This is a genomic window from Stenotrophomonas sp. PvP093 (assembly GCF_017876915.1).
In the GTDB taxonomy this organism is placed as follows: domain Bacteria; phylum Pseudomonadota; class Gammaproteobacteria; order Xanthomonadales; family Xanthomonadaceae; genus Stenotrophomonas; species Stenotrophomonas muris.
This window is the reverse complement of the sequence record NZ_JAGIOX010000004.1, coordinates 2,389,289-2,409,801: the sequence shown is the minus strand read 5'-3', so window position 1 is coordinate 2,409,801 and position 20,513 is coordinate 2,389,289. Positions and strand designations below refer to the sequence as shown.

At 62.0% G+C, this 20,513-nt stretch carries 22 protein-coding genes; 6 read left to right on the top strand and 16 right to left on the bottom strand.

Annotated features, from left to right (window positions below; genetic code table 11):
* Window positions 1-474: 474 nt before the first annotated feature.
* The 5 genes from J3A72_RS13675 to J3A72_RS13655 all read right to left on the bottom strand — a co-directional run bounded on the left by J3A72_RS13675 (window position 475) and on the right by J3A72_RS13655 (window position 4,765).
* Complete coding sequence (locus J3A72_RS13675) at window positions 475-933, bottom strand: cyclin-dependent kinase inhibitor 3 family protein (RefSeq protein WP_021201830.1); 459 nt, start codon at window positions 931-933, stop codon at window positions 475-477.
* Window positions 934-2,202: 1,269 nt separating this feature from the next.
* The gene (locus tag J3A72_RS13670; protein ID WP_031269101.1) at window positions 2,203-2,634 is read right to left on the bottom strand and encodes an NIF family HAD-type phosphatase; all 432 of its coding nucleotides are present in this window, start codon (window positions 2,632-2,634) and stop codon (window positions 2,203-2,205) included.
* A gap of 88 nt (window positions 2,635-2,722) precedes the next feature.
* The gene (locus J3A72_RS13665) at window positions 2,723-3,352 is read right to left on the bottom strand and encodes a hypothetical protein (protein WP_136191796.1); all 630 of its coding nucleotides are present in this window, start codon (window positions 3,350-3,352) and stop codon (window positions 2,723-2,725) included.
* Between the two features lie 175 nt (window positions 3,353-3,527).
* A complete protein-coding gene (locus J3A72_RS13660) occupies window positions 3,528-4,469 on the bottom strand; it encodes an SseB family protein (protein WP_049401588.1) in 942 nt (313 codons plus the stop codon).
* Between the two features lie 2 nt (window positions 4,470-4,471).
* The gene (locus J3A72_RS13655; RefSeq protein WP_223224794.1) at window positions 4,472-4,765 is read right to left on the bottom strand and encodes a BPSL0761 family protein; all 294 of its coding nucleotides are present in this window, start codon (window positions 4,763-4,765) and stop codon (window positions 4,472-4,474) included.
* A gap of 294 nt (window positions 4,766-5,059) precedes the next feature.
* On the opposite strand from J3A72_RS13655, the gene J3A72_RS13650 reads away from it, so the two are divergent.
* The 5 genes from J3A72_RS13650 to J3A72_RS13630 all read left to right on the top strand — a co-directional run bounded on the left by J3A72_RS13650 (window position 5,060) and on the right by J3A72_RS13630 (window position 11,882).
* Window positions 5,060-5,323, top strand: coding sequence for a cation transporter (locus J3A72_RS13650; protein ID WP_021201833.1), 264 nt, complete (start codon window positions 5,060-5,062; stop codon window positions 5,321-5,323).
* A 137-nt stretch (window positions 5,324-5,460) separates the two neighbouring features.
* Window positions 5,461-5,856 (top strand): hypothetical protein, encoded by a 396-nt coding sequence (locus J3A72_RS13645; RefSeq protein WP_005413404.1) that lies wholly within the window; start codon window positions 5,461-5,463, stop codon window positions 5,854-5,856.
* A 73-nt stretch (window positions 5,857-5,929) separates the two neighbouring features.
* Window positions 5,930-7,234 carry a TolC family protein gene (locus J3A72_RS13640; RefSeq protein WP_170935783.1) on the top strand — a complete coding sequence of 435 codons (1,305 nt, stop codon included), beginning with the start codon at window positions 5,930-5,932 and terminating at the stop codon, window positions 7,232-7,234.
* Window positions 7,231-8,745 carry an efflux RND transporter periplasmic adaptor subunit gene (locus tag J3A72_RS23070; RefSeq protein WP_005413406.1) on the top strand — a complete coding sequence of 505 codons (1,515 nt, stop codon included), beginning with the start codon at window positions 7,231-7,233 and terminating at the stop codon, window positions 8,743-8,745. Before J3A72_RS13640 ends, J3A72_RS23070 begins: the two co-directional genes overlap by 4 nt.
* On the top strand, window positions 8,742-11,882 hold the full coding sequence (locus J3A72_RS13630) for a CusA/CzcA family heavy metal efflux RND transporter (protein ID WP_209572029.1): 3,141 nt from the start codon (window positions 8,742-8,744) through the stop codon (window positions 11,880-11,882). Before J3A72_RS23070 ends, J3A72_RS13630 begins: the two co-directional genes overlap by 4 nt.
* Before the next feature lie 104 nt (window positions 11,883-11,986).
* Here J3A72_RS13630 and J3A72_RS13625 read toward each other — a convergent pair whose 3' ends face one another.
* Both J3A72_RS13625 and J3A72_RS13620 read right to left on the bottom strand, forming a co-directional pair.
* Entirely contained in the window at window positions 11,987-12,817 is an 831-nt protein-coding gene (locus J3A72_RS13625; protein ID WP_005413408.1) for a DUF4198 domain-containing protein, read from the bottom strand.
* Between the two features lie 26 nt (window positions 12,818-12,843).
* Window positions 12,844-13,131, bottom strand: a complete 288-nt coding sequence (locus J3A72_RS13620) for a TonB-dependent receptor (RefSeq protein ID WP_005413409.1) — start codon at window positions 13,129-13,131, stop codon at window positions 12,844-12,846.
* Between the two features lie 88 nt (window positions 13,132-13,219).
* Here J3A72_RS13620 and J3A72_RS13615 point away from each other — a divergent pair, with 88 nt between their 5' ends.
* Window positions 13,220-13,408 (top strand): arginase family protein, encoded by a 189-nt coding sequence (locus tag J3A72_RS13615; RefSeq protein ID WP_187756563.1) that lies wholly within the window; start codon window positions 13,220-13,222, stop codon window positions 13,406-13,408.
* A gap of 29 nt (window positions 13,409-13,437) precedes the next feature.
* Here the strand turns inward: J3A72_RS13615 and J3A72_RS13610 are convergent, their stop codons facing one another.
* The 9 genes from J3A72_RS13610 to J3A72_RS13570 all read right to left on the bottom strand — a co-directional run bounded on the left by J3A72_RS13610 (window position 13,438) and on the right by J3A72_RS13570 (window position 20,511).
* Window positions 13,438-13,989: a DUF305 domain-containing protein gene (locus J3A72_RS13610; RefSeq protein WP_031269107.1), complete on the bottom strand. Its 552-nt coding sequence runs from the start codon at window positions 13,987-13,989 to the stop codon at window positions 13,438-13,440.
* Between the two features lie 74 nt (window positions 13,990-14,063).
* Complete coding sequence (locus J3A72_RS13605; RefSeq protein ID WP_005413412.1) at window positions 14,064-14,339, bottom strand: hypothetical protein; 276 nt, start codon at window positions 14,337-14,339, stop codon at window positions 14,064-14,066.
* Between the two features lie 28 nt (window positions 14,340-14,367).
* Window positions 14,368-16,689, bottom strand: a complete 2,322-nt coding sequence (locus tag J3A72_RS13600) for a copper-translocating P-type ATPase (protein ID WP_219625521.1) — start codon at window positions 16,687-16,689, stop codon at window positions 14,368-14,370.
* Between the two features lie 61 nt (window positions 16,690-16,750).
* Window positions 16,751-17,680: a copper homeostasis membrane protein CopD gene (gene copD / locus J3A72_RS13595; protein ID WP_017354978.1), complete on the bottom strand. Its 930-nt coding sequence runs from the start codon at window positions 17,678-17,680 to the stop codon at window positions 16,751-16,753.
* Between the two features lie 10 nt (window positions 17,681-17,690).
* A complete protein-coding gene (copC, locus tag J3A72_RS13590) occupies window positions 17,691-18,074 on the bottom strand; it encodes a copper homeostasis periplasmic binding protein CopC (RefSeq protein WP_005413416.1) in 384 nt (127 codons plus the stop codon).
* A gap of 178 nt (window positions 18,075-18,252) precedes the next feature.
* The gene (locus J3A72_RS13585; RefSeq protein WP_012480213.1) at window positions 18,253-18,603 is read right to left on the bottom strand and encodes a four-helix bundle copper-binding protein; all 351 of its coding nucleotides are present in this window, start codon (window positions 18,601-18,603) and stop codon (window positions 18,253-18,255) included.
* Between the two features lie 70 nt (window positions 18,604-18,673).
* On the bottom strand, window positions 18,674-19,039 hold the full coding sequence (locus J3A72_RS13580; RefSeq protein ID WP_019184727.1) for a DUF411 domain-containing protein: 366 nt from the start codon (window positions 19,037-19,039) through the stop codon (window positions 18,674-18,676).
* Between the two features lie 173 nt (window positions 19,040-19,212).
* Window positions 19,213-19,758, bottom strand: a complete 546-nt coding sequence (locus tag J3A72_RS13575; RefSeq protein ID WP_223224792.1) for a nuclear transport factor 2 family protein — start codon at window positions 19,756-19,758, stop codon at window positions 19,213-19,215.
* A 69-nt stretch (window positions 19,759-19,827) separates the two neighbouring features.
* Window positions 19,828-20,511 (bottom strand): cytochrome c, encoded by a 684-nt coding sequence (locus J3A72_RS13570; RefSeq protein WP_230374551.1) that lies wholly within the window; start codon window positions 20,509-20,511, stop codon window positions 19,828-19,830.
* Window positions 20,512-20,513 lie beyond the last annotated feature (2 nt).

Here is a 20,513-nt window from a genome sequence, read left to right as displayed (position 1 = left end):
GCGGGAACTGGGAGTATCACTGTCGCACGGTCAGCGTAAGGTCGTCATTCGGATGGGCTCAGGTATGCCGATGGATGCCACGGTCCTGTACGTCGTGGCGTTTCGCCTCGGCCACGAGTGCAGTCAGATCGTAACTCCTAAGGCAGCACGCATCGGCTGAGTCAGCATTCATTAGATCGATAGTGGTGGCGATACATCTGACAGATGTCTATTGATCGCGCCGTCGCAGTACAGTCCCTGGAGGTTGCCCTGCCTTAGTCAGCGATAGCGCTGGTCCGGCCCCAGCACAAGACCCTGATTCGTGCGACAGCAAGGTTCTTAGCTTTCGAGGCAGCGAATTTTTGATGTGCCCTGAACCCTCGCGAAGATCCACTATGGAGACGCCGTCGATTTCTGGATCCAGACCTAAGAAGCCCTCGAGTTCTGGATCCACAGGCAACTCGTCCTTGAGTTCCTGACTGCGCACCTGAGTGGTCAAGCTCCGCCCGGGTGAAGGCTCTGCGCCCAGTACTCTAGGAACTCCTCTTGAGCAATCGTTTCGATTGCGCCTGGCCTGGCATGCCGCACCATGTGGATGGCATCCGATGCCCGCTTGGCCTCGCCAGACTGCAGCAAAAGCATGGCAGCGACCGTTCCCGCGCGTCCCAACCCCCCCTTGCAGTGGACCACGATCCTTTGACCGCTCAGCATGTCAGCGACGAGCTCAGCACTTAGCTGTAGCCAATCTTTGAGGAGTCTGTCGTCTGGTGCGGCTCCATCAGTGATTGGCAGTCCATGCCAAGAGATGCCCTTCCCCGCCACTATCGCCGGTAAGCTCTCGATTCGAAGGTCCTTGAGCTCCCAAGGCTCAAGCAAGGTGACTAGGTGAGTGGCACCCCAGTCCTGAATAGCCGAGACGTCCACATCTAGGTCTCTCGCCCATGCTCCAGTCATGGCGACTTCCTGGTACTTGCCTGGCGCAAATGTCACCCCTATGCCGCCTCCATGGGCTCCAACAGGCAACTCTGCAATCAGTAACGGGTGGCTAGCGCTGGTGCGCATCATTTCGGCTCTCCCAACATGCGGTAACGTTCTGCGTCGTGCGCCGGGGCGCTCCCCGCTCATTCGCTGCACGGCTAGGATATCGGATGTTCAGATATCGTTGAACTGGAGAGAACACCTAAGGGTCAATATCGGAAAGTCAGATAGACAGTCTGTGGGCAGGTTGATATCCTGACAACTGGTATCGCGATTTGAGGGCTGTGTGGCCTATGTCGTTAGCCAACCGACCCTCATCGCGCCCTGGCCAGAACTGGACAATTTCGTTCGTTCAATAGGTCCCTTTCTTGCGTGCGCGTGGTGCGCGCTAGAGCGCTCAAGAACGGCTAGTTCGCCGGTAGCTGCTGAGGGGTTGGCCTCGCAGGCACTTGACACGCTTGCGACGCTGCGCGTCCTCCATCGCGAACCAGTCGAATGTTCTCGGCTTGCCGCAAGATCTCTGTATGAGCCCCTGGCTTGGTCCTACAAATCTCCGTGGTCTCGCAGTGACTTGAACCTTGAGTCGGCATTGACCCGGTCGCTCACCCAGTGGGCGGCTGAGTGCACGCCCAGTGCGAGGCGGAATCTCGGAATTTCACTGGCATCCACCGAAGCTCGAGCGTACTTGGCAAACCTTCTGCGGAAGCATCGGTTGGACCCGAAGCTAGGCGACGGGCTTCAGTCGATTGGATCGCCTGAATGGAATGCGCTCAGCTTGGGGCGTAAGCGCTACGTGCTGTGGGCGAGCATGCGAAATTCTGCCTCGGAGTTCATACAAAGCGGTTTGGATGAGCATGCCGCGAGGCGAGCACTTGATCGCGAGATAAAACGCAGATGCATCTGGTTAGCTGGACGCGAGCAAGCTGGAACCCTCGCCCGGAAGGATTTTTGCTTCTTGCCTGGTCAGGGTTGGCGTCAGCCGTTGATCCTGGACGTTGCAATGGAGACTTTCCTGCCGCTGGGCATGGCGTACTGGCTGGAACCTAGCGGCAGTTGGCAGCTTTAGCTTCTAGTCTGAGTAGACCGACCAGCTGCCACGGGTCCATGAGATGGTTTGAGGGGGCTCAGGACTCTATCGCGGTAAACGCCCCCCCAGGTCTATATCGACGGTTCTCCAACGAAGCGCTGGACCTTGGTTGACCGGCGAGCCTGTGGCCCATTGGACGCTGGCCAAGAGATGGCCCTCTAGTACTCGTTCAGTCGCTTACGGATTGCCTCGATGGCATCGTCCAGTCCCGCGTCGTCCTCGGGGTAAGGAGAACAAAACAGTTGAACCGGGACCCAGCAATGTTCCTGTCCCGGTTGTACATAGGGGGCGTAATCATCTAGTAGCCATGCAGAGCCGATGGGCTGGGAAACGTTGGCAAGATCCTTCGTCGGCCCAGTCCAGTCTATGTATGGCAAGCGGGCAAACCAACCCGGGGCCGCTCCTTCGCAAGCCAATAGGTCGGCAATCTCGCGAAATCTAGGCTCCGGAACTGTGGTGAAGATGACTAGACCCTCAAAGAGCGACTTTGCCGACTCCAGAAATTCGTAGAGGCCCGGGCGCGGGATCTGGCTTACAGCGTTGGAAATCAGCGTTCCTTCTAAGTCCAAGGCGAGGATGGACGGGCGCATTGTGTAATGGTCCTCTTTGGCGGGGGTGAACGTCGGTACCGCTACCAAGCCCCGCCGGAGGGTGATCCGCCGGCGGGGCTTGGTAGCATCAGACATCTTCGAACTCGCTCGCTTGCTTGAGTTGGTTCTCAAGGAAATCAATGCGCTTCTGAAGATCGGCACTTAGATAGGCTTTGTCCGTAAAGTCCATTGCTGTCTCAGGGATCATCTCCAGCTCGACGCGTGTGGATGTAGCTTGACGAATTGCCAAGGTGGTCCAGGCCTTATCGCCCTTGACGAATCCGACAGTGAATCGAGCCGTAACATGGTGTTCGGGCTTGAGGCCTTCGATGGAACGGAAATCGCTGCGCACCTTCGACGTGGCTACAGGCTGTACATCGCCATTGATGTACAGCGCCGCATTCCAGCTCGCTTCGCTCAATGGCAGTGTTGAGCGGTTGATGATGCGGGCGGTGATGACTGGCTTGGGCCCAAAGAAGCTGTTTTCCATCCGGAACTCTGGATCAACCGCACTGACCCTCTTTAGCTCGGCGATAGTAGGAAGTTGATCGTTGGCCTCCTGTCGTAGCGCTTCTATCTCCTTGGGATTGCTATCCCTGATGTGCTTAACCTGCCCTCTCACCACCTGCCTTACGGAAGCGTTTGGGTAGGTCTGGTTCAGTTTTTCAAGAAGGTCGGCAGGGATTCGTGAGAAAAACAGCCGAATCGTCTCTAACACCATGATTCAACGAGGAAACACCCCTCGACGTCAGGCAGTTCGTGGATTACAGACCTAGGCTTGATTGAACCAGAAGCCGCGTGACACAGGCATTCCTGGAGTACTGCTCAGGCACGCGTGCCCTTCTTGAATATTGGATTCAAGAGTTTCCACGCTCCTGACCCAACGGAAACCTTCAAGAAGGCTCTGACCGTCGCCTGATCCATTGCAGTAGTTCCTCGTGCGGGATCGTACGTCCAGCGTCGACGTCGGCCATACCCTCGCGGGTCCGCCGTTCCTTCTCTTCCTCGGTCAATCCCGGAAGGAGTGCTAGTAGCTTATCTTCAGGGCTCATAGGCCGATGAGCTGTGCTCAAGTTGGCTTGATTCTCGTGAAAAAATATGGGCAGGATCTGGGGATCATCCAAGCCCGCCGGCAAAGGCAGCGATACGTCGTGGACCGCCAAGTCGATGATGACGTCCAAATCTGAGCATAAGGGCTGTATGGCGGTGGTCACCAGACGAGCCGCCCGCTCGGCGAAAGCCAGGTCCACCACCAGCCAGATCAACAGACCGGGAGGCTGTTCGACGCCCCCTGACGAGTGAGTTTCCAGGAGATAGGCCGACGAGACGAAGTCGGCGTGCTCAAGGCTGCCGCTGATGGCCGGAGCGAGCCAAGCCGGCGCGGCCTGGGCAGGTCTCACCGCGAACTCCGCCGGCGCCAGACGTTCCACCCTGGCCAGAAAGCCCGTATCCAACAATGTCGCAACCTCTTCCGGGTACAGGACAACGCCGCCGTAGTTGGGATTGAGCATCAACGTCGCGCCGCGAGTACCGGTTAGCAGCTCACGGCCTGAAACTCCCAGAATTCTGACAGCAGACGAGCTGGCCGCCTGCGCCTTGTCGAGCGAGGTAAAGAAAGGGATCGCATCGAAACCGTCAGGATGGCGGAACTGGACCAGCCGCAGTGTCTGCGCGTCGTCCGAGATGGGCGCATGCACGTACACGATCGCATCCATCAGTCGCTTGAAGAATGCGCGTTCCTCGGCCGCACTGTCGCGGGCCCGTTCAAAGGAAGCCTCCAGCGCTGTCTCCGCAGACGTAGTCCCTCTTCCACGCGGCCTGCTCGGTTGCTTCATGGTCAGATGCGATGAGGGCCGAGCGGGTACCCGGAGAACCAATCCGCCTCGATCTCGCTGCTCAGGTAGGGTCGTACGAAGGCCGACTGGGTCAGCGCTCGCAGCCGCTCTTCGTGCTCAGCAATCGCCTCGATGTCGCTGACGGTTGGATAGTGCCGCAGCAGTCGATATGCCTCTTGCCGCACCTCTTTAGGCACGGCTTGGCTGGCCGCTAGCTGCCTGAGGAACGCGCCCGCCTGCAGCACATTGCGGGTGCGCTCAGATGGCATCGTCATGACATCAAGAATGACTAGCACTAAGGAATGCTTAGCTTATCGCGTTTGTGGCCGGCCAGGGCACGGTGCAACTACAGACCTTGCGATTCCTGTATTAATGTAATATAATCAATAACTTAATTCGCATAAGTGAGCGTTATGTCCATGGAGTGAGGGCCAATAGGAACGAGCAGGTAGCCTGAGCCTTCCCATGATGGGAAGGTCAACAACGCGGGACGGATTACCACTCAACTTGCCTGTCGTTTGACCTTCCCACCGTGGGAAGGCTCATCGTCACGCCGTCGGCAAACCGCCGATGCTTTTGGATGGTTGTCCATGAATCTCGTTGTTGAAGGTATGACCTGTGGTCACTGTGTCCGAACGGTCACCCAAGCCATTCAGGCCCTTGACCCCCACGCCCAGGTGGACGTCGATCTGGGCAGTGGCGTGGTCAAGATCGAGGGCCTGCTTGCCGTAGAACAGGCGGTTGAGGCTATCCAGCGGCAAGGCTATGTGATCGCTGCGGTGCTCCCTTCTGAGGCTGGTACGCCGGCCGCCCCGGCCGTCGCATCCTCCTGCTGCGGCGGATGCCACCGCTGAGTCCGCGCGAGGGCTTGATCCTGATCAATGACAGTCGGCCCCAAGAGGGCTAGACTGGCCATCATGAGAGCTCGCACGTCCCCTGCCCTGATCTGCCCAGCGTCCGCAGGCGCTGCTTCGGGCGTGCGGGAGCTGTCATGGTGAGGCTGCTGAGGCGATGGCGGCGACCCCGTTCTCGTGCCCGACTGGCATGGCTGGGACTGTGGGCGCTGCTGCTGCAGCAACTCGCGCTGGTGGCTTACGCCTGTCCGCTGGAATCGGTGGAAGCTGGACAAGCGACCCTGATGGTCGGTTGCGAAGAGATGTCCACGCCGGATCCCGATGCTCCGGCGTTGTGCGACCAGCATTGCCAGCGCGATCACATCGCCACGGCCGATGCGAAGGCCCCTCAAGTGCCTTACCAGCCCGCGCTGGCCGCCTTCGCGCTGGTGCAGGCTCTGTTGCCACCGGTACACGCGCAGTTGTATCGGGATGTTCCGGTGTGCGTGTCCGATCCGCCTCCCCTGCAGCGCTTCTGTAGCCTGCTGATTTAAGCCCCCTCCTGGATTGACCCGTGCTCGTGCTGCATGCGTTGCAGCGCGCTCGTTGTCGTTTCCCGGAGGTCTTATGGAGATGTCTTTCTTCTTGCGTGCAAGGCGCAAGATGGCGTGTGGGTTCGTGTTTGCCCTGGCGCTCAGTGGTCCTGTGCTGGCGGCATCGCCCGCTATCCCGATCAGCTACACAGAAGCCCTACAACGGGCGCTTGCTAACGCCCCAACCCTGCAGGTGCGCCGATCGCAGATCGATGCCAGTACCGAAGAAGCCGCGCGTGCTGGCGCGCTTCCCGACCCACGTTTGATCGTGGGGCTGGCGAACTGGCCCGTCAGCGGACCCGATGCCTTCAGCTTGCGGGCCGATGAGATGACCACCCAGCAAATCGGTCTGATGCAGGAGTTTCCTGCGCGTGCGAAACGACGTGCCGAGCACGCGTTGGCGCAAGCGACGCTGGCGCAAGCGCGCTCACTGTCGATGGCCGAACAGCAGATGGTGGCCCAAGCGGCCGCGCTGGCCTGGATCGAGCTGTGGAGTACGCAGCAAGCCGTAGATGCGTTGGAAGGTCTGCGCGAGCCGGCCCGTATAGCCGAGCGTGCGGCGCGTGCTCGCTTGGCAGGCGGCACGGCCGGGGCCAGTGATGTGCTTGCCGCCCAGGCCGCCCTACTGCAGTTGGACAATCGCCTGGAGCAGGTACATGCGGAGCACGCCGCCGCGCAGGCCGGCCTGGCGCGGTGGTTGGGTATTGCACCAGAGGCGATCTTGGCCAGTGGTGCGGCACCGGATTTTTCGCAGTTGCCATTGGAGCCCACCCAACTGCTGGCCAAACTGGACCAACACACGCCACTACTGGGCTGGGAGGCACGCGAGAGCTTAGCCCAGGCCCAGGTGGATGCGGCCGTGGCCGAAACCCGCCCGGATTGGAGTGTGGAGCTCACCTACGGACGTCGCGAGCGCGCACCCGACGGCATGGCGCGCAGCGACATGCTCATGGTGGAAGTGGGTGTGGGCCTGCCGCTGTTCCAGAAGAACCGCCAAGCACGAGGCATCGCGGCACGGCGGGCCGAGCTGGAGGCGGTGTCCGCAGAGCGCGATGAGGCCCGGCGCATCCAAGCCGAGTCGGTGCAACGCGCGATAGCGCGATGGCGCGGGTTAACCGGCCAGTTGGAGCGCCAGAACACGCAGAGCCTGCCTTTGGCGCGCGATCGTGCACGCACGGCGTTGGCCGCCTACGGCGCCGGTGCCGACCTGCAGCCGTGGCTGGAAGCGCGGCGCGATGAGATCGAATTGCACCTGGAGAACGCCCGTCTGCTGGGCGAACAGGGCCGTGCCTGGGCGGCACTGGCCTATCTGCTACCCCATGAGGAGAACACGCCATGAGCCCGACCAAGACGCGTCTCACACAGCTCGCCGTGGCCCTCGGGTTGCTGGCGCTCGGCTTTGCCGGCGGCTACGCCTGGATGACTCGAACCTCTGATACCACCCCGCCCCCCGGCACGAGCGTCGCAGATCAAGCACGCAAGGTGCTGTACTGGTACGACCCCATGGCGCCGGAGCAGCGATTCGACAAGCCGGGCAAATCTCCGTTCATGGATATGGAGTTGCTGCCCAAATACGCAGATGAGGCCATAGGGGGCGGAACGCAGATCGATCCGCGCCTGCAGCAGAACGTGGGCATACGCACTCAGGAAGTGACGGTAGAGTTACTAGGGACTGCCGTACGCGTGCCGGGCACACTGACGTGGGATCTGACCCAGGAAAGCGTGATCAGTGCGCGCATGGAAGGCTTGATCACCCACGTGCAGGTAAAGGCGCCGTTTACCGAGGTTCGTCGTGGTCAAACGCTGGCCACCGTGCAGGCCCCGGCATGGAACGCGGCCATCGCCGAAGCACATGCCCTGAGCCAAGCTCAGTCCGCGGGCGCGCGTGAGCTGCAGGGTGCGGCGCAACAACGGTTGCGTTCGTTGGGTGTTCCTTCTGGCGCCTCGGCCAGAAGTGGCGTCGTGCTTAGCGCAGACCACAGTGGTGTCGTGACCGAGATCCTGGCACGCGAGGGACAGACGGTGATGCCCGGTACGCCACTGTTCAAGATCAATGGGCTGGACACGTTGTGGCTGGAGGCCTCGGTACCCCAGGCAGCGCTGGGCACCTTGCGGCCGGGGACCTCAGTGCAGGCCACGGTCAGTGCCTGGCCGGCAGAGCGCTTTGCCGGACAGATCCAGGCGTTGCTTCCCCAGGTCGACATGGCTAGTCGCACGCAGCGGGCGCGAATTGTGCTGCGCAACCCGCAGCGTCGGCTGGTGCCGGGCATGTTCGCCGAGGTTCTGGTGCAGCCCGACGCCGAGCAGGCCCTGCCAGTCGTTCCCACGGAGGCGCTGATCGCCACCGGGCGGGACAGCCGGGTCATCGTGCAGGATCCGGACGGGAGCTTCCGGCCAGTGCGGGTGAGTGTGGGACGTAGCGTGCAAGGGCGCACGCAGATCGTGGCAGGCTTGGCCGGTGGTGAACGCGTGGTCGTCTCGGGTCAGTTCTTGCTCGACTCCGAAGCCAGTCTCTCCGGTGCGTTGGAGCGCCTGGGTGCTGCACAACCGACACGCCCTGCCAGCGCATCAGGTGTGCACGAGCGCCATGACGCCGGGCACGAACCACGCACTGTCGTGCCGTCACCGTCCAGACAGCCGGCGCCTGTCGCGCCAGACACCTCCACCTCTACGCCGCCGCGCTGCCCGGTGCAGTACTGGTATGACCCGATGGTGCCGGAGAAGCATTTCGACAAGCCGGGCAAGTCACCGTTCATGGATATGCAGTTGGTACCCAAGTTCGGCCCCGCCGCAGCCGCTGATTGCCAGGCAAGCGAGGTCATGTCCGAAGCGATGGAGGGCACACCATGATCGCGCGCCTGATCCATGCTTGCATCGCCAATCGCGTGCTGGTGCTGGTTGCCGCCGCGCTGCTGGCGGTGGTCGGTATCTGGTCGGTAAAGAACACGCCGCTGGATGCGCTGCCGGACCTGTCCGATACCCAGGTCATCATCCGCACGCAATGGGCGGGGCAAACCCCGCGCATCATCGAAGACCAGGTCACCTACCCGTTGGCCACCACGATGTTGTCCGTGCCGGGCGTGAAGGCGGTACGCGGCTTCTCCTTCTTCGGTGATTCATTCGTCTACATCCTGTTTGACGATGCCACTGATCTTTACTGGGCGCGCTCTCGAGTGCTCGAGTACTTGAGCCAGGTACGCGATCGACTTCCGCCGAATGTGAATCCGGCGCTGGGTCCTGATGCGACAGGACTGGGCTGGATCTACCAGTACGCCTTGGTGGATCGGACAGGTCAACGTGATGTGGGGCAGCTGCGTGCGTTGCAGGACTGGTTTCTTCGTTATGAGCTAAAAACCGTGCCGGACGTGGCTGAAGTAGCCAGTGTGGGCGGTGCGGTGCGCGCCTGGCAGATCCAGCCCGATCCGCAGGCGTTGGCGGCCCGTGGACTGACGGTGGCCGAGCTCATCGAGGCGGTGGATGCGGCCAACGGCGCTACCGGGGGCTCGGTGATCGAACAAGGCGAAGCCGAACTGATGGTGCGCAGCGAAGGCTACCTGCGCACACAGGAGGCGTTCGAACAGGTGCCGGTAACCGGCAACGACGGCATCCCCGTCCTGCTCGGCGAGGTGGCCACGATCAGTCGCGGGCCGGTCTTCCGTCGTGGTATCGCAGAGTTGGATGGTCAAGGTGAGGTGGCCGGCGGCGTGATCGTCCTGCGGACCGGCAAGGATGCCTTGGGGGCCATTCGGAACGTCAAAGCGCGACTGCAGGCGTTGCAATCCAGCTTGCCCGAGGGCGTGGAAGTGGTGCCGGTGTACGACCGCTCCGAGCTGATCCAGGATGCGGTACGCAACCTCACCCACAAGCTTGGCGAAGAGTTTCTGGTCGTAGCGCTGGTATGCCTGCTGTTCCTGTGGCACCTACGCTCGGCGTTGGTGGCCGTCATCACCCTGCCTTTGGGTATCCTGGCGGCCTTCATCGTGATGCACGCCCAGGGGATCTCCGCCAACTTGCTGTCATTAGGCGGCATCGCCATCGCCATTGGTGCGATGGTCGATGCAGCGGTGGTGATGATCGAAAATGCACACAAGCATCTGGAGCACTGGCGGGAGGCGCACGGCCGGGAACCTCAGGGTGAGGAGCGCTGGCAGCTGATGGCCCGCTCGGCGGCCGAGGTCGGACCGGCCCTGTTCGCCAGCTTGCTGGTCATCACCCTGTCTTTCGTGCCGGTTTTTGCCCTGCAGGCGCAGGAAGGGCGATTGTTCTCGCCTCTGGCCTACACCAAGACCTACGCGATGGCCGCCGCAGCAGGGTTGTCGGTGACCTTGATCCCCGTCTTGATGGGCTACCTGATCCGCGGCCGCATCCGCCCGGAACAGCAGAACCCCATCAATCGCATCCTGATCGCTGGCTATCGGCCCATCCTGCTGTGGGTCCTCAAACATCCCGGTGTCACCTTGCTGCTCAGCGGCCTGCTGCTAGTGCTCACCTTGATCCCCTTTAGCCGGTTGGGCAGTGAGTTCATGCCGCCCTTGGAAGAAGGCAGCCTGTTGTACATGCCCACGGCCCTGCCCGGCCTGTCCGCCGACAAGGCCCGTCAGTTGCTCCAGCTCTCGGGCCGGATGGTCAAGACCGTACCGGAGGTTGAGCACGTGTTCGGCAAGGCGGGCCGTGCCGAAAGTGCGACCGATCCGGCACCGATCGAAATGTTTGAGACCACCGTGACCTTCAAGCCGCGGGATCAATGGCGCCCGGGCATGACCCCCCAGAAGCTACGCCAGGAGTTGGACGCAGCGGTCAAGATTCCCGGTCTGACCAACCTATGGGTCCCGCCCATTCGCAATCGCATCGATATGTTGGCCACCGGCATCAAGAGCCCGATTGGGATCAAGGTCTCCGGACCCGATGTGGAGCAGATCGAGCGCCTGAGCCAGCAGATCGAGCAGGTGGCCAAGACTGTGCCCGGCGTGAGTTCGGCACTGGCCGAACGCGTCACGGGTGGGCGCTATGTCGATGTACAGGTGCGCCCGGAAATCGCTGCACGTTACGGATTCACTCAAGGCCAACTCCAGCAACTGATTGCCACGGTCGTTGGCGGTGATCCAATCGGGGAAACGATCGAGGGGCGCGAACGCTATCCCATCGTCTTGCGCTACCCCCGTGGCCAGCGTGACTCGTTGCAGGCCTTGCAGGATCTGCCGCTGATCGCGCCAGGCGGTGTGCAACTGACCTTGAGCCAGGTGGCGGAGCTGTCAATCAGCCCAGGCCCGCCGATGCTCAAGAGCGATAACGGCCGGTTGGTGGGCTACATCTACGTGGATGTGGCCGATCGCGACTTGGGATCGGTGGTCCAGGACCTGCAAGCCGCGGTGCAGACCCAGGTGAGTTTGCCTGCCGGCTATGGTCTGGCGTGGTCGGGGCAGTACGAGTATCTGCAACGGGCTTTGGCACGCCTGCAATGGGTGGTGCCCGCGGCGTTGGCGATCATCTTCCTGGTCATCTGGATGGTGTTTCGCCGGCTTAGCGATGTATCCATCATCCTGCTCAGCTTGCCCTTGGCGTTGGTGGGCGGTTTCTGGTTGATCTGGGGGCTGGGCCATGCGATTTCGGTGGCCAGCATGATCGGATTCATCGCCCTGGGCGGCGTTGCGGCTGAGTTCGGCGTCATCATGCTGCTGTACCTGCGTCATGCCTGGGAGCAGCGCTTGGCCAGCGGTGCGCCGGAAGATGTGTCTACCCTGCAAGAGGCTATCTACGAAGGCGCCGTGCAACGGGTGCGCCCGAAGGCGATGACGGTAGCCGTCATCCTGGCCGGGTTGTTTCCGCTTTTCGTCGGTGCCGGTGCCGGCTCGGAGGTCATGCAACGTATCGCCGCGCCGATGCTGGGTGGCATGCTCACCGCACCGGTGCTCTCTATGGTGGTGATTCCCGCAGCGTTCTATCTAGTGCGGCGACGTGGATTGCGCGCGGCGCGGGGCGACCAATGAGAGACAGACTGAGCACTTGAGGTAAGTCCCCACAAAAAGACGCCAGTCATGGAAGAAGTCATGACTGGCGTCAAAGGGGAGAGTACCGCCTACATGCTTACTTATCAGTGCCCGGCGTGCGGGGAAATCTCAAAGCTCAGCGACGCCCGATCCGACACAAAATCCAAACCCTTTTGTGTAGAGGGCACAATGTGATTGGTGTGGATGTACCAGGTCTTGGCGGTGGTCACCTGGAAACTGGCTTGGCCTTGGGCATCGGTGCGCAGGAGCGTAGCGCTACCGTGCCCACCCTTGACCGGTGCGTCAGCACGATGACCGACGTACACGCGTAGGTTGGGCACTGGCGTGCCCTGCTGCAGCACCTGGAACGACAGCTGTTCGCCGACCTTCACGCTTCCAGGATTGCGGGCCAAGCGGATCTCCAGCGGATAGCCCAGCGAGGCAGCGAAATCGTCGGTCAGTTTTGTGCCCACCTGTCCAATGGTACGAGCATGCTTGGTATAGCTATAGGTGACCCCTTTGGGAAACTTGCTCGCATCATAGGTGGCCAGGGTATCGGGCAAGTCTTCCAACTCCAGGTACTTGCCGAACTCGCTGGCCGTACGCGTGCTGGTGGAGGCCATCGTCGAGACCCCCAGCAGATAGGTGCCCTCGCCCGCCGGATGCACGGTGAGCTGGCTCTGCTTGCCGACCTCTTTCCAACTGGCCAAGTCCGGTGCAGCCTTAGCGCCGCCCTGACTCAGCGAAACGTCCTGTAGACGCGCTCGGGTGACTGCACCTGCACTTTCATCGAAGGTGCCATTGTTCACCAACGCTGTGTTCGCCTCGCCCGCTGCGGTGCCAGGCTTGGAGAAAGCGACAAACAGGTCGTGCGCACCGGCACTGCCGGCCACAGCGAACAGCAGTAGTGTGGCGGATAGTTGCGTGTTTCTCATGATGTGTAGCTCCTCGTGATCGTGGCTTACCAGTGGTAACCAAAGCGGACATTCCAGCGACGACCCAGCAAGTCGTACGTCATGGTGTCGGTGTCGGTGTTGGGGTTGTTCTTCACGAACGGCGCCTTCTTATCGAGCACTTTTTCAACGCCGGCGGAGATATCCCACTTCTTCTTGATGCCGTAGCTCAGTTGCAGGCTGTGGTACACCACGCTGGACACATGCGAGCCGATCGTGTCGGGCACGGCGATGATGTCGTCCGCGCTGCCGATGTACTGCGCCGAATAGACGCCGGTCCAACGGTTCTTGCCCATACGCAGTGAGCCCAAGCCACGCCACTGGGTGTAGCTACCCAAGCCGCTGGTGATCTTGCCGGCGTACTCAATGGTGGTGGCCCCGGGCGTGAGCGCCCCCAACCCACGCGGGGTGAGTCTGGAGGTCCTGGAAGCCCTGCTGGATCTGGTCATGGCCTCGGGCAAGGTACGTGTGGTCGACGTGGCGGAACTGTGTCCGCCCCTGGATCCGGATCAAGCCACCGCACGTGTGGCCGCGCGTTTGATCCACCGAATGGTCAGTGCGCAGGCTCAGTGAAGTGATATCGGCTGGCAAAAGGCAGTGAGCTAATGGGAACGCTCAGCCAGCAACTGCTTCATTTGCGCGATCTCCTGTGTCTGCGAGGTAATAATGTCCTGGCAGAGCTTCACCAACTCAGGATCCTTCAGACGATTCTCCTCACACATCAGGATGGCGCCAGCGTGGTGGGGAATCATCGAACGGATGAACTGTTTGTCAGTGACCGCTGCTTGAGTGCGAATGCCCCACCAGCAGAACAGCATGAACGCCACCGTCAGACCAGCCAGAATCAGATTGCGTCGGCGATCGGGGTACATGCTGGACATTAGCCACAGCTCGATCAGCAGCATGGGAGCGGCCATCAGGCCCGCCATGTAGAACTGGTTCACGTTGTTATAGACGTTAGCCCACTGATCGACCATTGCGTACATCAATGCGTACATGGCCACGAAAGACAGGCCCATCATCAACAACAGGCGGCCGTAATGGCCTTGATGCCCTTGTTGTGCCTGGTGGGCAGGTTGGTGTGAGGCGTGCGGTTTTGCGTGCTGGGACTGCGGGTCTTGCGCGTTTTCGTGCGTACCGTGCGAAGAGGACATAACAATCTCCGTGGGAATGGCAGAACGGCGGAAGAACCCGCGAACTGTTGGAACAGCTCCCGGGCTGAGAACACTTACATACCCTTGCCGGCAGCGAATTCCTGCGGGCTCAGCTTGCCATCTTTGTTGCTATCGAGCATGCCAAAGTGCGGCGCCAGCTTGTGCTTGGCCAGTTCTTCCTTGGACAGCGAGCCGTCCTTGTTGGCATCGAGCTTGGTGAAATCGGCATCGGCCGCCGCCGGCTTGTGCTGACCGTGGTCGGTGGTGGGCGTGGTGGTCTGGCCGCCGGCGAAGGCCGCGCCCGCCATCAGGAACAAGGCCATCATCGAGAGGGAGGCATAACGCTTCATTGCAGTACTCCTTGTGGGATATGAGCCATCAGTGACAGGAATGGCCGCGCGCAGGCTCATCGGCGCGGTCAGGGTGGGGGGTGGCAACAACGGTGGAGCCGGACAAACGCAGGGCATTGGTGACCACCGAAACCGAGCTCAGGCTCATGGCCAGGGCCGCCATCATCGGACTGAGCAAAAGGCCGAAGCTGGGATACAGCAAGCCGGCGGCGATAGGCACGCCGATGGCGTTGTAGACGAAGGCGAAGCCCAGGTTCTGCTTCATATTGGCCACCGTCAAAGACGAGATGGCACGGGCTTGCACGATGCGCCTCAAATCACCCTTGACCAGGGTGAGCTGGGCGCTGGACATGGCCACATCCGTGCCCGTCCCCATCGCGATGCCCACATCGGCTGCCGCCAGGGCCGGCGCATCGTTGATGCCATCGCCAGCCATGGCCACGCGACGACCCTGGGCTTTGAGTTGCTGGACCAGGTCGGCCTTGTCCTGCGGCTTGACGCCACCACGCACATCCTCGATGCCCAGCGTGCGCCCCACGGCCTCGGCCGTCGCCTGTGCGTCACCGGAGGCCATCACCACGTGCAGGCCATCGGCACGTAGCAGGTTCAAGGCAGGCAAGGTCGTGGCTTTGATGGGATCAGCCACCGCAATGGCGCCGGCCAACCGACCATTGACCGCCAGGAACATCACGCTAGCGCCTTCTTTCCGAAGACGCTCGGCGCTGCTTTGCAAAGGTGCTACATCGGCGCCAACCGACGCCATCAGGCTTTGGTTGCCGAGCACGACATCCTGATCGGACACGCGCCCGCGGACGCCTTGGCCGGTGAGCGAATCAAAATCTTGGGCGGCCACCAGGTTCAAGCCACGTCGCTGGGCTTCAGCCACGATGGCCTCGGCCAAGGGGTGCTCACTGCCCTGCTCCAAGCTGCCGGCCAAACAAAGGATCTGATCGGCGTCGAAGCCGGCGTTGGAGAGCGTGTCGCGAAAGGCTGGACGCCCCTCGGTCAACGTACCGGTCTTGTCCACGATCAACGTGTCGATCAGACGTAGCTGCTCGATCGCCTGAGCATCGCGGAACAGGACCCCGACCTGCGCAGCGCGGCCAGTGGCGACCATGATCGACATGGGGGTAGCCAAACCCAAGGCACACGGGCAAGCAATGATCAGAACCGATACGGCATTGAGGACGGCAAAGGTCCAGGACGGTTCGGGTCCAAACAGACCCCATCCGAAGAACGTGAGCACCGCCGTGGCCAGCACGGCCAGGACAAACCAGTACGCCACCTTGTCCGCCATACGCTGCATCGGCGCGCGGGAGCGCTGGGCTTGGGCTACCAACTGCACAATCTGCGCCAGTACCGTCCCGGATCCGACTTTGTCCGCCCGGATGACTAAGGCGCCCGTCCCGTTGAGCGTGGCGCCTATAACGTGATCACCGACAGCCTTCTCCACCGGAATGGGTTCACCGGTCAGCATCGACTCATCGACACTGGCGCGGCCTTCGATGACTTCCCCATCGACCGGCACCTTCTCGCCCGGTCGTACGCGAAGCAGATCACCCACGTGCACGTGATCCAGCGCAACGTCCTCTTCGCCCCCATCGGGTTTGACGCGGCGAGCCGTCTTGGGCGCCAATCCCAGCAGGGACTTGATGGCCGCCGAGGTTTTGGAACGCGCCCGCAGTTCCAGCAGCTGTCCGAGCAGGGTGAGCGAGACGATGACCGCTGCCGCCTCGAAGTAGACCCCTACCCGTCCATGCTCGCGGAAAGAGTCCGGAAACAGGTCCGGTGCCACGGTGGCCACCACGCTGTAGCCAAACGCGGCGGCCACGCCGATGCCGATCAGCGTCCACATGTTGGGGCTGCGATTGCCGATGGACTGTAGGCAGCGCTCAAAGAAAGGCCACCCCGCCCAGAGCACCACCGGGGCGCTCAGCACGAGCTCAATCCAGGTGCGCGCCTGCGTGGACAAGCCGGGCAGACGGTGTCCCAGCATGGCCAAGACCAGGACGATCAACGTCAAAGGCAACGTCCACCAGAACCTTCGGGTGAAATCGCGTAACTCTGGATTGTCGTCCTCCTCCAGCGAGGGCATCTCCGGCTCCAGCGCCATGCCGCAGATCGGACAGGTGCCGGGACCTGGCTGACGAATCTGCGGATGCATCGGGCAGGTGTAGACCGTGGCGTGGGTACCGCTGGGTTGGGCCACCGCTGCTGGGGCGGTCACTTCAACTTGCTGGGGAGCATCGTCCGTATAGCGGACGGGATTGGTGATGACCCGTCCATCCGCAGCCTCGACAGGGGCTGCGCCTGCAGAATGGTGATGGTCATGGGACGACGGTGAGTTCATGCCGATGCTCGCTTTAGTGGGGATGGACTGCCAAGGCAGTGTGCCATTGCGGGTTACACAGCTATTCGGGGCTGAGCGTCCCGAGCACTGAAACAACAATCAGGATCAAGATGGCCAGCGCGGCCTCAGCCGTAACACTCTGCCGCAAAGCCCGCACCTCCTGCGCGGGATCTCCGCTGGTCAGCGCTCGTTCCAAGCGCGGCACCAGCGTCCATCGGTGCAGCGCTCCCAAACCCAGCATTCCAGCGAACAGGGCCAGTTTGAAAAGCAGCAACTTCCCGTAGGTGCTCTGGAACAGGGCCGAAAACGACCACGCGGTGAGATCCCCGTAGTGCGCGATGCCGGACACGATGAGCGCACCAACGAAGATCGTTCCCAGCGTCGAAAAACCATGCAGAAAGTCATGCGTTGATCGCAGACGCCCGCTGCCGTTCGTCTCTTTGCCGCGCAGCAGCATGGCAAGGAACATCAGGACCGCTGCGATCCAGCCGCCTGCCGCGAGAAGATGGACGATGCCTGCAGCAAGCCGGACCGCGCCTGCCAAGCCCTCGCCAGCGGCGGCGTGGCCGTTCCATGCCAGCGAAGCGAGTGCGCCGCCCGCCAGCATCGCCCCCAGCGGGAAGGCGGTCTCCACCTTCCCGCGGCGACGATGCCATCCGAGCACGAACATCAGGGCGACCAGCAGCGCGCCTCTCGCCATGGCTGCCCGGCCCGCGGACGTCTCGAGCAGATACCAGCCAAGCGATGCGCGATCAACCTCGGCAAGCGGCATTCCCATGATGCCCGCGGTCTTGAAGACGACATCGAGCCCGGTGAGCACGAGACCGGCTACGGCACCCGCCAATAGAACGCCCATGAGTGACCACCCGGCCAAGGCGTCGGCGAGTGCCGATCGACGCGACCCGTACCAACCGAAGAGTGGAACCCCGAAAAGAACCATGATGACAAGGTATTCCAAGAATCTCAGTGCATAAGCCGACAGGTCGAACATTCGCGACTCCTCAGCGCACCGTGAAGCTGAAGCTGCCCGGCATGGGGTGGTTGTCACCACCGACGGCGCGGTATTCCACGGTATAGACGCCCGGAGCCAGCGGTCCAGGCAACTTGGCACGCAGGGTCTTGCCGTTGTTGACGATCTCGGTCGTGAAATTCTCGATCGGCATGGTGGAACTGCCGTGCTTCATGAGCAACTTGAGACGCGACGCCCGCGGAATCAATGTCTCGTTGAACACGAGATCGATCTGGCCTGGCGAGGCCACCACCGCATTTGCCGCCGGTGTGGACTGCTGCAGCGCGGCGTGGGCGTGCGCGACCTGCAGCGAAAACTGCCCGGCCGCGATTGCGAGGACGAGCGCGAAGGAGCGAATGACGTTGGACGACTTCATATGGATAAATCCTCATTGGAATGTGATGCAAAGCCCGTTCGGGAGGGGCCGCGCTGTGTTCGATGCGACAAGCGTTAGATGTCGGACTGTCACTGAAACCACGATTTGTCGGATTTTCTTGATACTTCCGCTTTCGCGAGACGAGGATCCCACCGGCTCAGGCGGGATCCTCGACGCATTACGCTGCCATGGCGCTGCAGCTTTCCGCGCAGCGGCGACAAACTTCGGCGCAGCGCGTCATCTCAGGGTCGTTCATGGCGTCGCATGCATCGGCGCACTGGCGGCAGATCTCCGCGCAGGCACCGCAAACCACGTCGTGAACGCTGGCACCGCGCAGCATCGCGTCGGCACTGGTTGCGCAGGTATCGGCACACGTCGCCAACAGGGCGATGTGCTCCGGGGCCGCGTGAACACCTCCTTTGGTCAGGCAGTAGTTGATGGTCTCCAGGCAGATCGCATGGCATTGCGTGCAGTTGTCGATGCACTCGTTCATGGCCTGGGGCCGGTGTGCTGCGGAATGGTGAGTCATGTAGTTCTCCTTCTTCCTCGCGGGCGAGAATCGGCGCGCCCGCAACACCGTCCCCTGTTGCTGCGACGGATCAGTGCTGTGCGAACGGTTCAGTGGTTCCGTCGCGATGTATCAGCTCGACCGTGAACGGCTGCTGGCGTCCCTCCGGGACCTCCATGCCCGGAGAACCAAGCGGCATCCCTGGGAGGACCAGGCCGCGTGCGTTCGGCTTTTCTTCGAGGAGACGCTTGATGTCCGCGGCCGGAACGTGGCCTTCGATGACGTATCCGCCGATCTCGGCCGTGTGGCAGGAGCCCTTTGCATAGGGGACACCCAACCGCTCCTTGACCAGACCCAGGTCATCCATGTCGTGCACATCCACGGTGAATCCCGCCTTCTGCACGTGGTCGATCCAGACACCGCAGCACCCGCAGGTCGGGGTCTTGTGGACGGTCATGCGTGGCAGGGCTGCTGGAGTCGCGTCGGCTGATTGGACGACAACCTGTGCGGAGGGCGAGGTTGTGGGTTGCGCGGATGAAGCATCCTGGGTGCAAGCACCCAGACCAGCCACGGCAAGGACCACAAAAGTCAGACGGTGCAATGTGAGCGTAGTCATTTCAATCTCTCGACTCAGCGCTTGGTCCGCGAGGACCAGTGGATGTGGACGATCCGCCAGCCGTCCGCGGTCTCCTTCAGCACCATCGTCTCGTCGCTCTGGACGGTCAGTGGCTGGCCGTCCTTCTGGGCATGCAACTCGCTTTCGGTTCCGACCCACGCGAACTCGCCAGCGGCTCGTGCGCGCTGACGGAGCAGCTGGCGATGGGCGCCCTTGAGGAACGCCGCATCGCTGACTGCGTGATGGCCCATGTATTCCTCGCGGCTGCGTTCGGCGCCCCCGGACTCGAGGATGAGAACGTCGGCAGCGAGCAGGGCTTCGACCGTGGCCAGATCGCCGCTAGACAGGGCCCTGTTGAAACGCTCCGCTACGGCGACCGCGGCCTCTGCAGTGACTGGGACGTCGACGTCCGCAGATGCCGCGGCAGCGGGGTGATGTGCGTGCGGCTGTGTCGCCTGCGCCATTGCGGGGGACACGACGGCCAGTGCCAGTGCGAGGGTGAACGAGATTGCTGTTGCGTTCATTGCGTGGGCTCCAAGAAGATCAATGGGGGTGCGCATGGCCGTCATCGGCCACGGGCGTGTGTGGTGCAGGGTGCGACTCCACCTTGCCGTCGGGATGGCCGTGGCTCACCAACCCGACTTCCGTGTCGCTGGGTGTCGGGCCGTGGTGATCGTCGTCCACGCCCGGCGGGTGCGCATGCGGCATGGAGTGTTGCCCGGCTCGAATAAGGCAGGGTGATCCTCGGCCTTTTCGTCGTCATGGTGGCCTTGCGTCTCGCCGCCGCCATGCGAATGGCCCTCGCTGCTGTCGACAAGTTCCTTGTACGCAGTCGCGTCCAGCGTGGGCAACTTCTGCAGGAAGGCCGACATGTTCCATATGAACTCATCGTCCATGCTGCCGCCCCAAGCGGGCATGCCGCTGGCCTTGATGCCGTGCTTGATCACCCAGAACGCCTCAGCTGGAGCGACCGGCTGTTTGCTTAGGTTCGGTGGCGCGGGGTACAGGCCCTTGCTCATCTCGGTGGCCGCCGCGTCTGGTGAAAGATGGCAGGTCACGCACATGGCGTTGTAGTTGCCCGCACCCTGGCGGATACGCTCAGGATCATCAAGGTTCGTGGGTAGCTGAAGCTTGGCGGCGCGCACCTCAATGGAACGCTCGCGCGCCGTTTCAAGTAGCGCATACACCGGGCGACTATGCGGATCGTCGGCGGCCACGTTGTACACGCCCAGAGAGAGCGTGGCGGTTGCGACCACCGCAACCAATGCCACGCCGGCACCGAGCCATACCCACATCTTTTTGTTGGATTTCATTG

Coding starts and splice junctions, on each gene's coding strand:
- J3A72_RS13625 (WP_005413408.1), bottom strand. CDS start 12,817: ATGAGAAACACGCAACTATCCGCCACACTACTGCTGTTCGCTGTGGCC.
- copD (WP_017354978.1), bottom strand. CDS start 17,680: ATGTTCGACCTGTCGGCTTATGCACTGAGATTCTTGGAATACCTTGTC.
- J3A72_RS23070 (WP_005413406.1), top strand. CDS start 7,231: ATGAGCCCGACCAAGACGCGTCTCACACAGCTCGCCGTGGCCCTCGGG.
- J3A72_RS13580 (WP_019184727.1), bottom strand. CDS start 19,039: ATGACCGTCCACAAGACCCCGACCTGCGGGTGCTGCGGTGTCTGGATC.
- J3A72_RS13620 (WP_005413409.1), bottom strand. CDS start 13,131: ATGGGCAAGAACCGTTGGACCGGCGTCTATTCGGCGCAGTACATCGGC.
- J3A72_RS13675 (WP_021201830.1), bottom strand. CDS start 933: ATGACTGGAGCATGGGCGAGAGACCTAGATGTGGACGTCTCGGCTATT.
- J3A72_RS13645 (WP_005413404.1), top strand. CDS start 5,461: ATGGTGAGGCTGCTGAGGCGATGGCGGCGACCCCGTTCTCGTGCCCGA.
- J3A72_RS13650 (WP_021201833.1), top strand. CDS start 5,060: ATGAATCTCGTTGTTGAAGGTATGACCTGTGGTCACTGTGTCCGAACG.
- J3A72_RS13640 (WP_170935783.1), top strand. CDS start 5,930: ATGGAGATGTCTTTCTTCTTGCGTGCAAGGCGCAAGATGGCGTGTGGG.
- copC (WP_005413416.1), bottom strand. CDS start 18,074: ATGAAGTCGTCCAACGTCATTCGCTCCTTCGCGCTCGTCCTCGCAATC.
- J3A72_RS13575 (WP_223224792.1), bottom strand. CDS start 19,758: ATGCGCACCCCCATTGATCTTCTTGGAGCCCACGCAATGAACGCAACA.
- J3A72_RS13660 (WP_049401588.1), bottom strand. CDS start 4,469: ATGAAGCAACCGAGCAGGCCGCGTGGAAGAGGGACTACGTCTGCGGAG.
- J3A72_RS13605 (WP_005413412.1), bottom strand. CDS start 14,339: ATGAAGCGTTATGCCTCCCTCTCGATGATGGCCTTGTTCCTGATGGCG.
- J3A72_RS13610 (WP_031269107.1), bottom strand. CDS start 13,989: ATGTCCTCTTCGCACGGTACGCACGAAAACGCGCAAGACCCGCAGTCC.
- J3A72_RS13670 (WP_031269101.1), bottom strand. CDS start 2,634: ATGCGCCCGTCCATCCTCGCCTTGGACTTAGAAGGAACGCTGATTTCC.
- J3A72_RS13585 (WP_012480213.1), bottom strand. CDS start 18,603: ATGACTCACCATTCCGCAGCACACCGGCCCCAGGCCATGAACGAGTGC.
- J3A72_RS13600 (WP_219625521.1), bottom strand. CDS start 16,689: ATGAACTCACCGTCGTCCCATGACCATCACCATTCTGCAGGCGCAGCC.
- J3A72_RS13570 (WP_230374551.1), bottom strand. CDS start 20,511: ATGAAATCCAACAAAAAGATGTGGGTATGGCTCGGTGCCGGCGTGGCA.
- J3A72_RS13630 (WP_209572029.1), top strand. CDS start 8,742: ATGATCGCGCGCCTGATCCATGCTTGCATCGCCAATCGCGTGCTGGTG.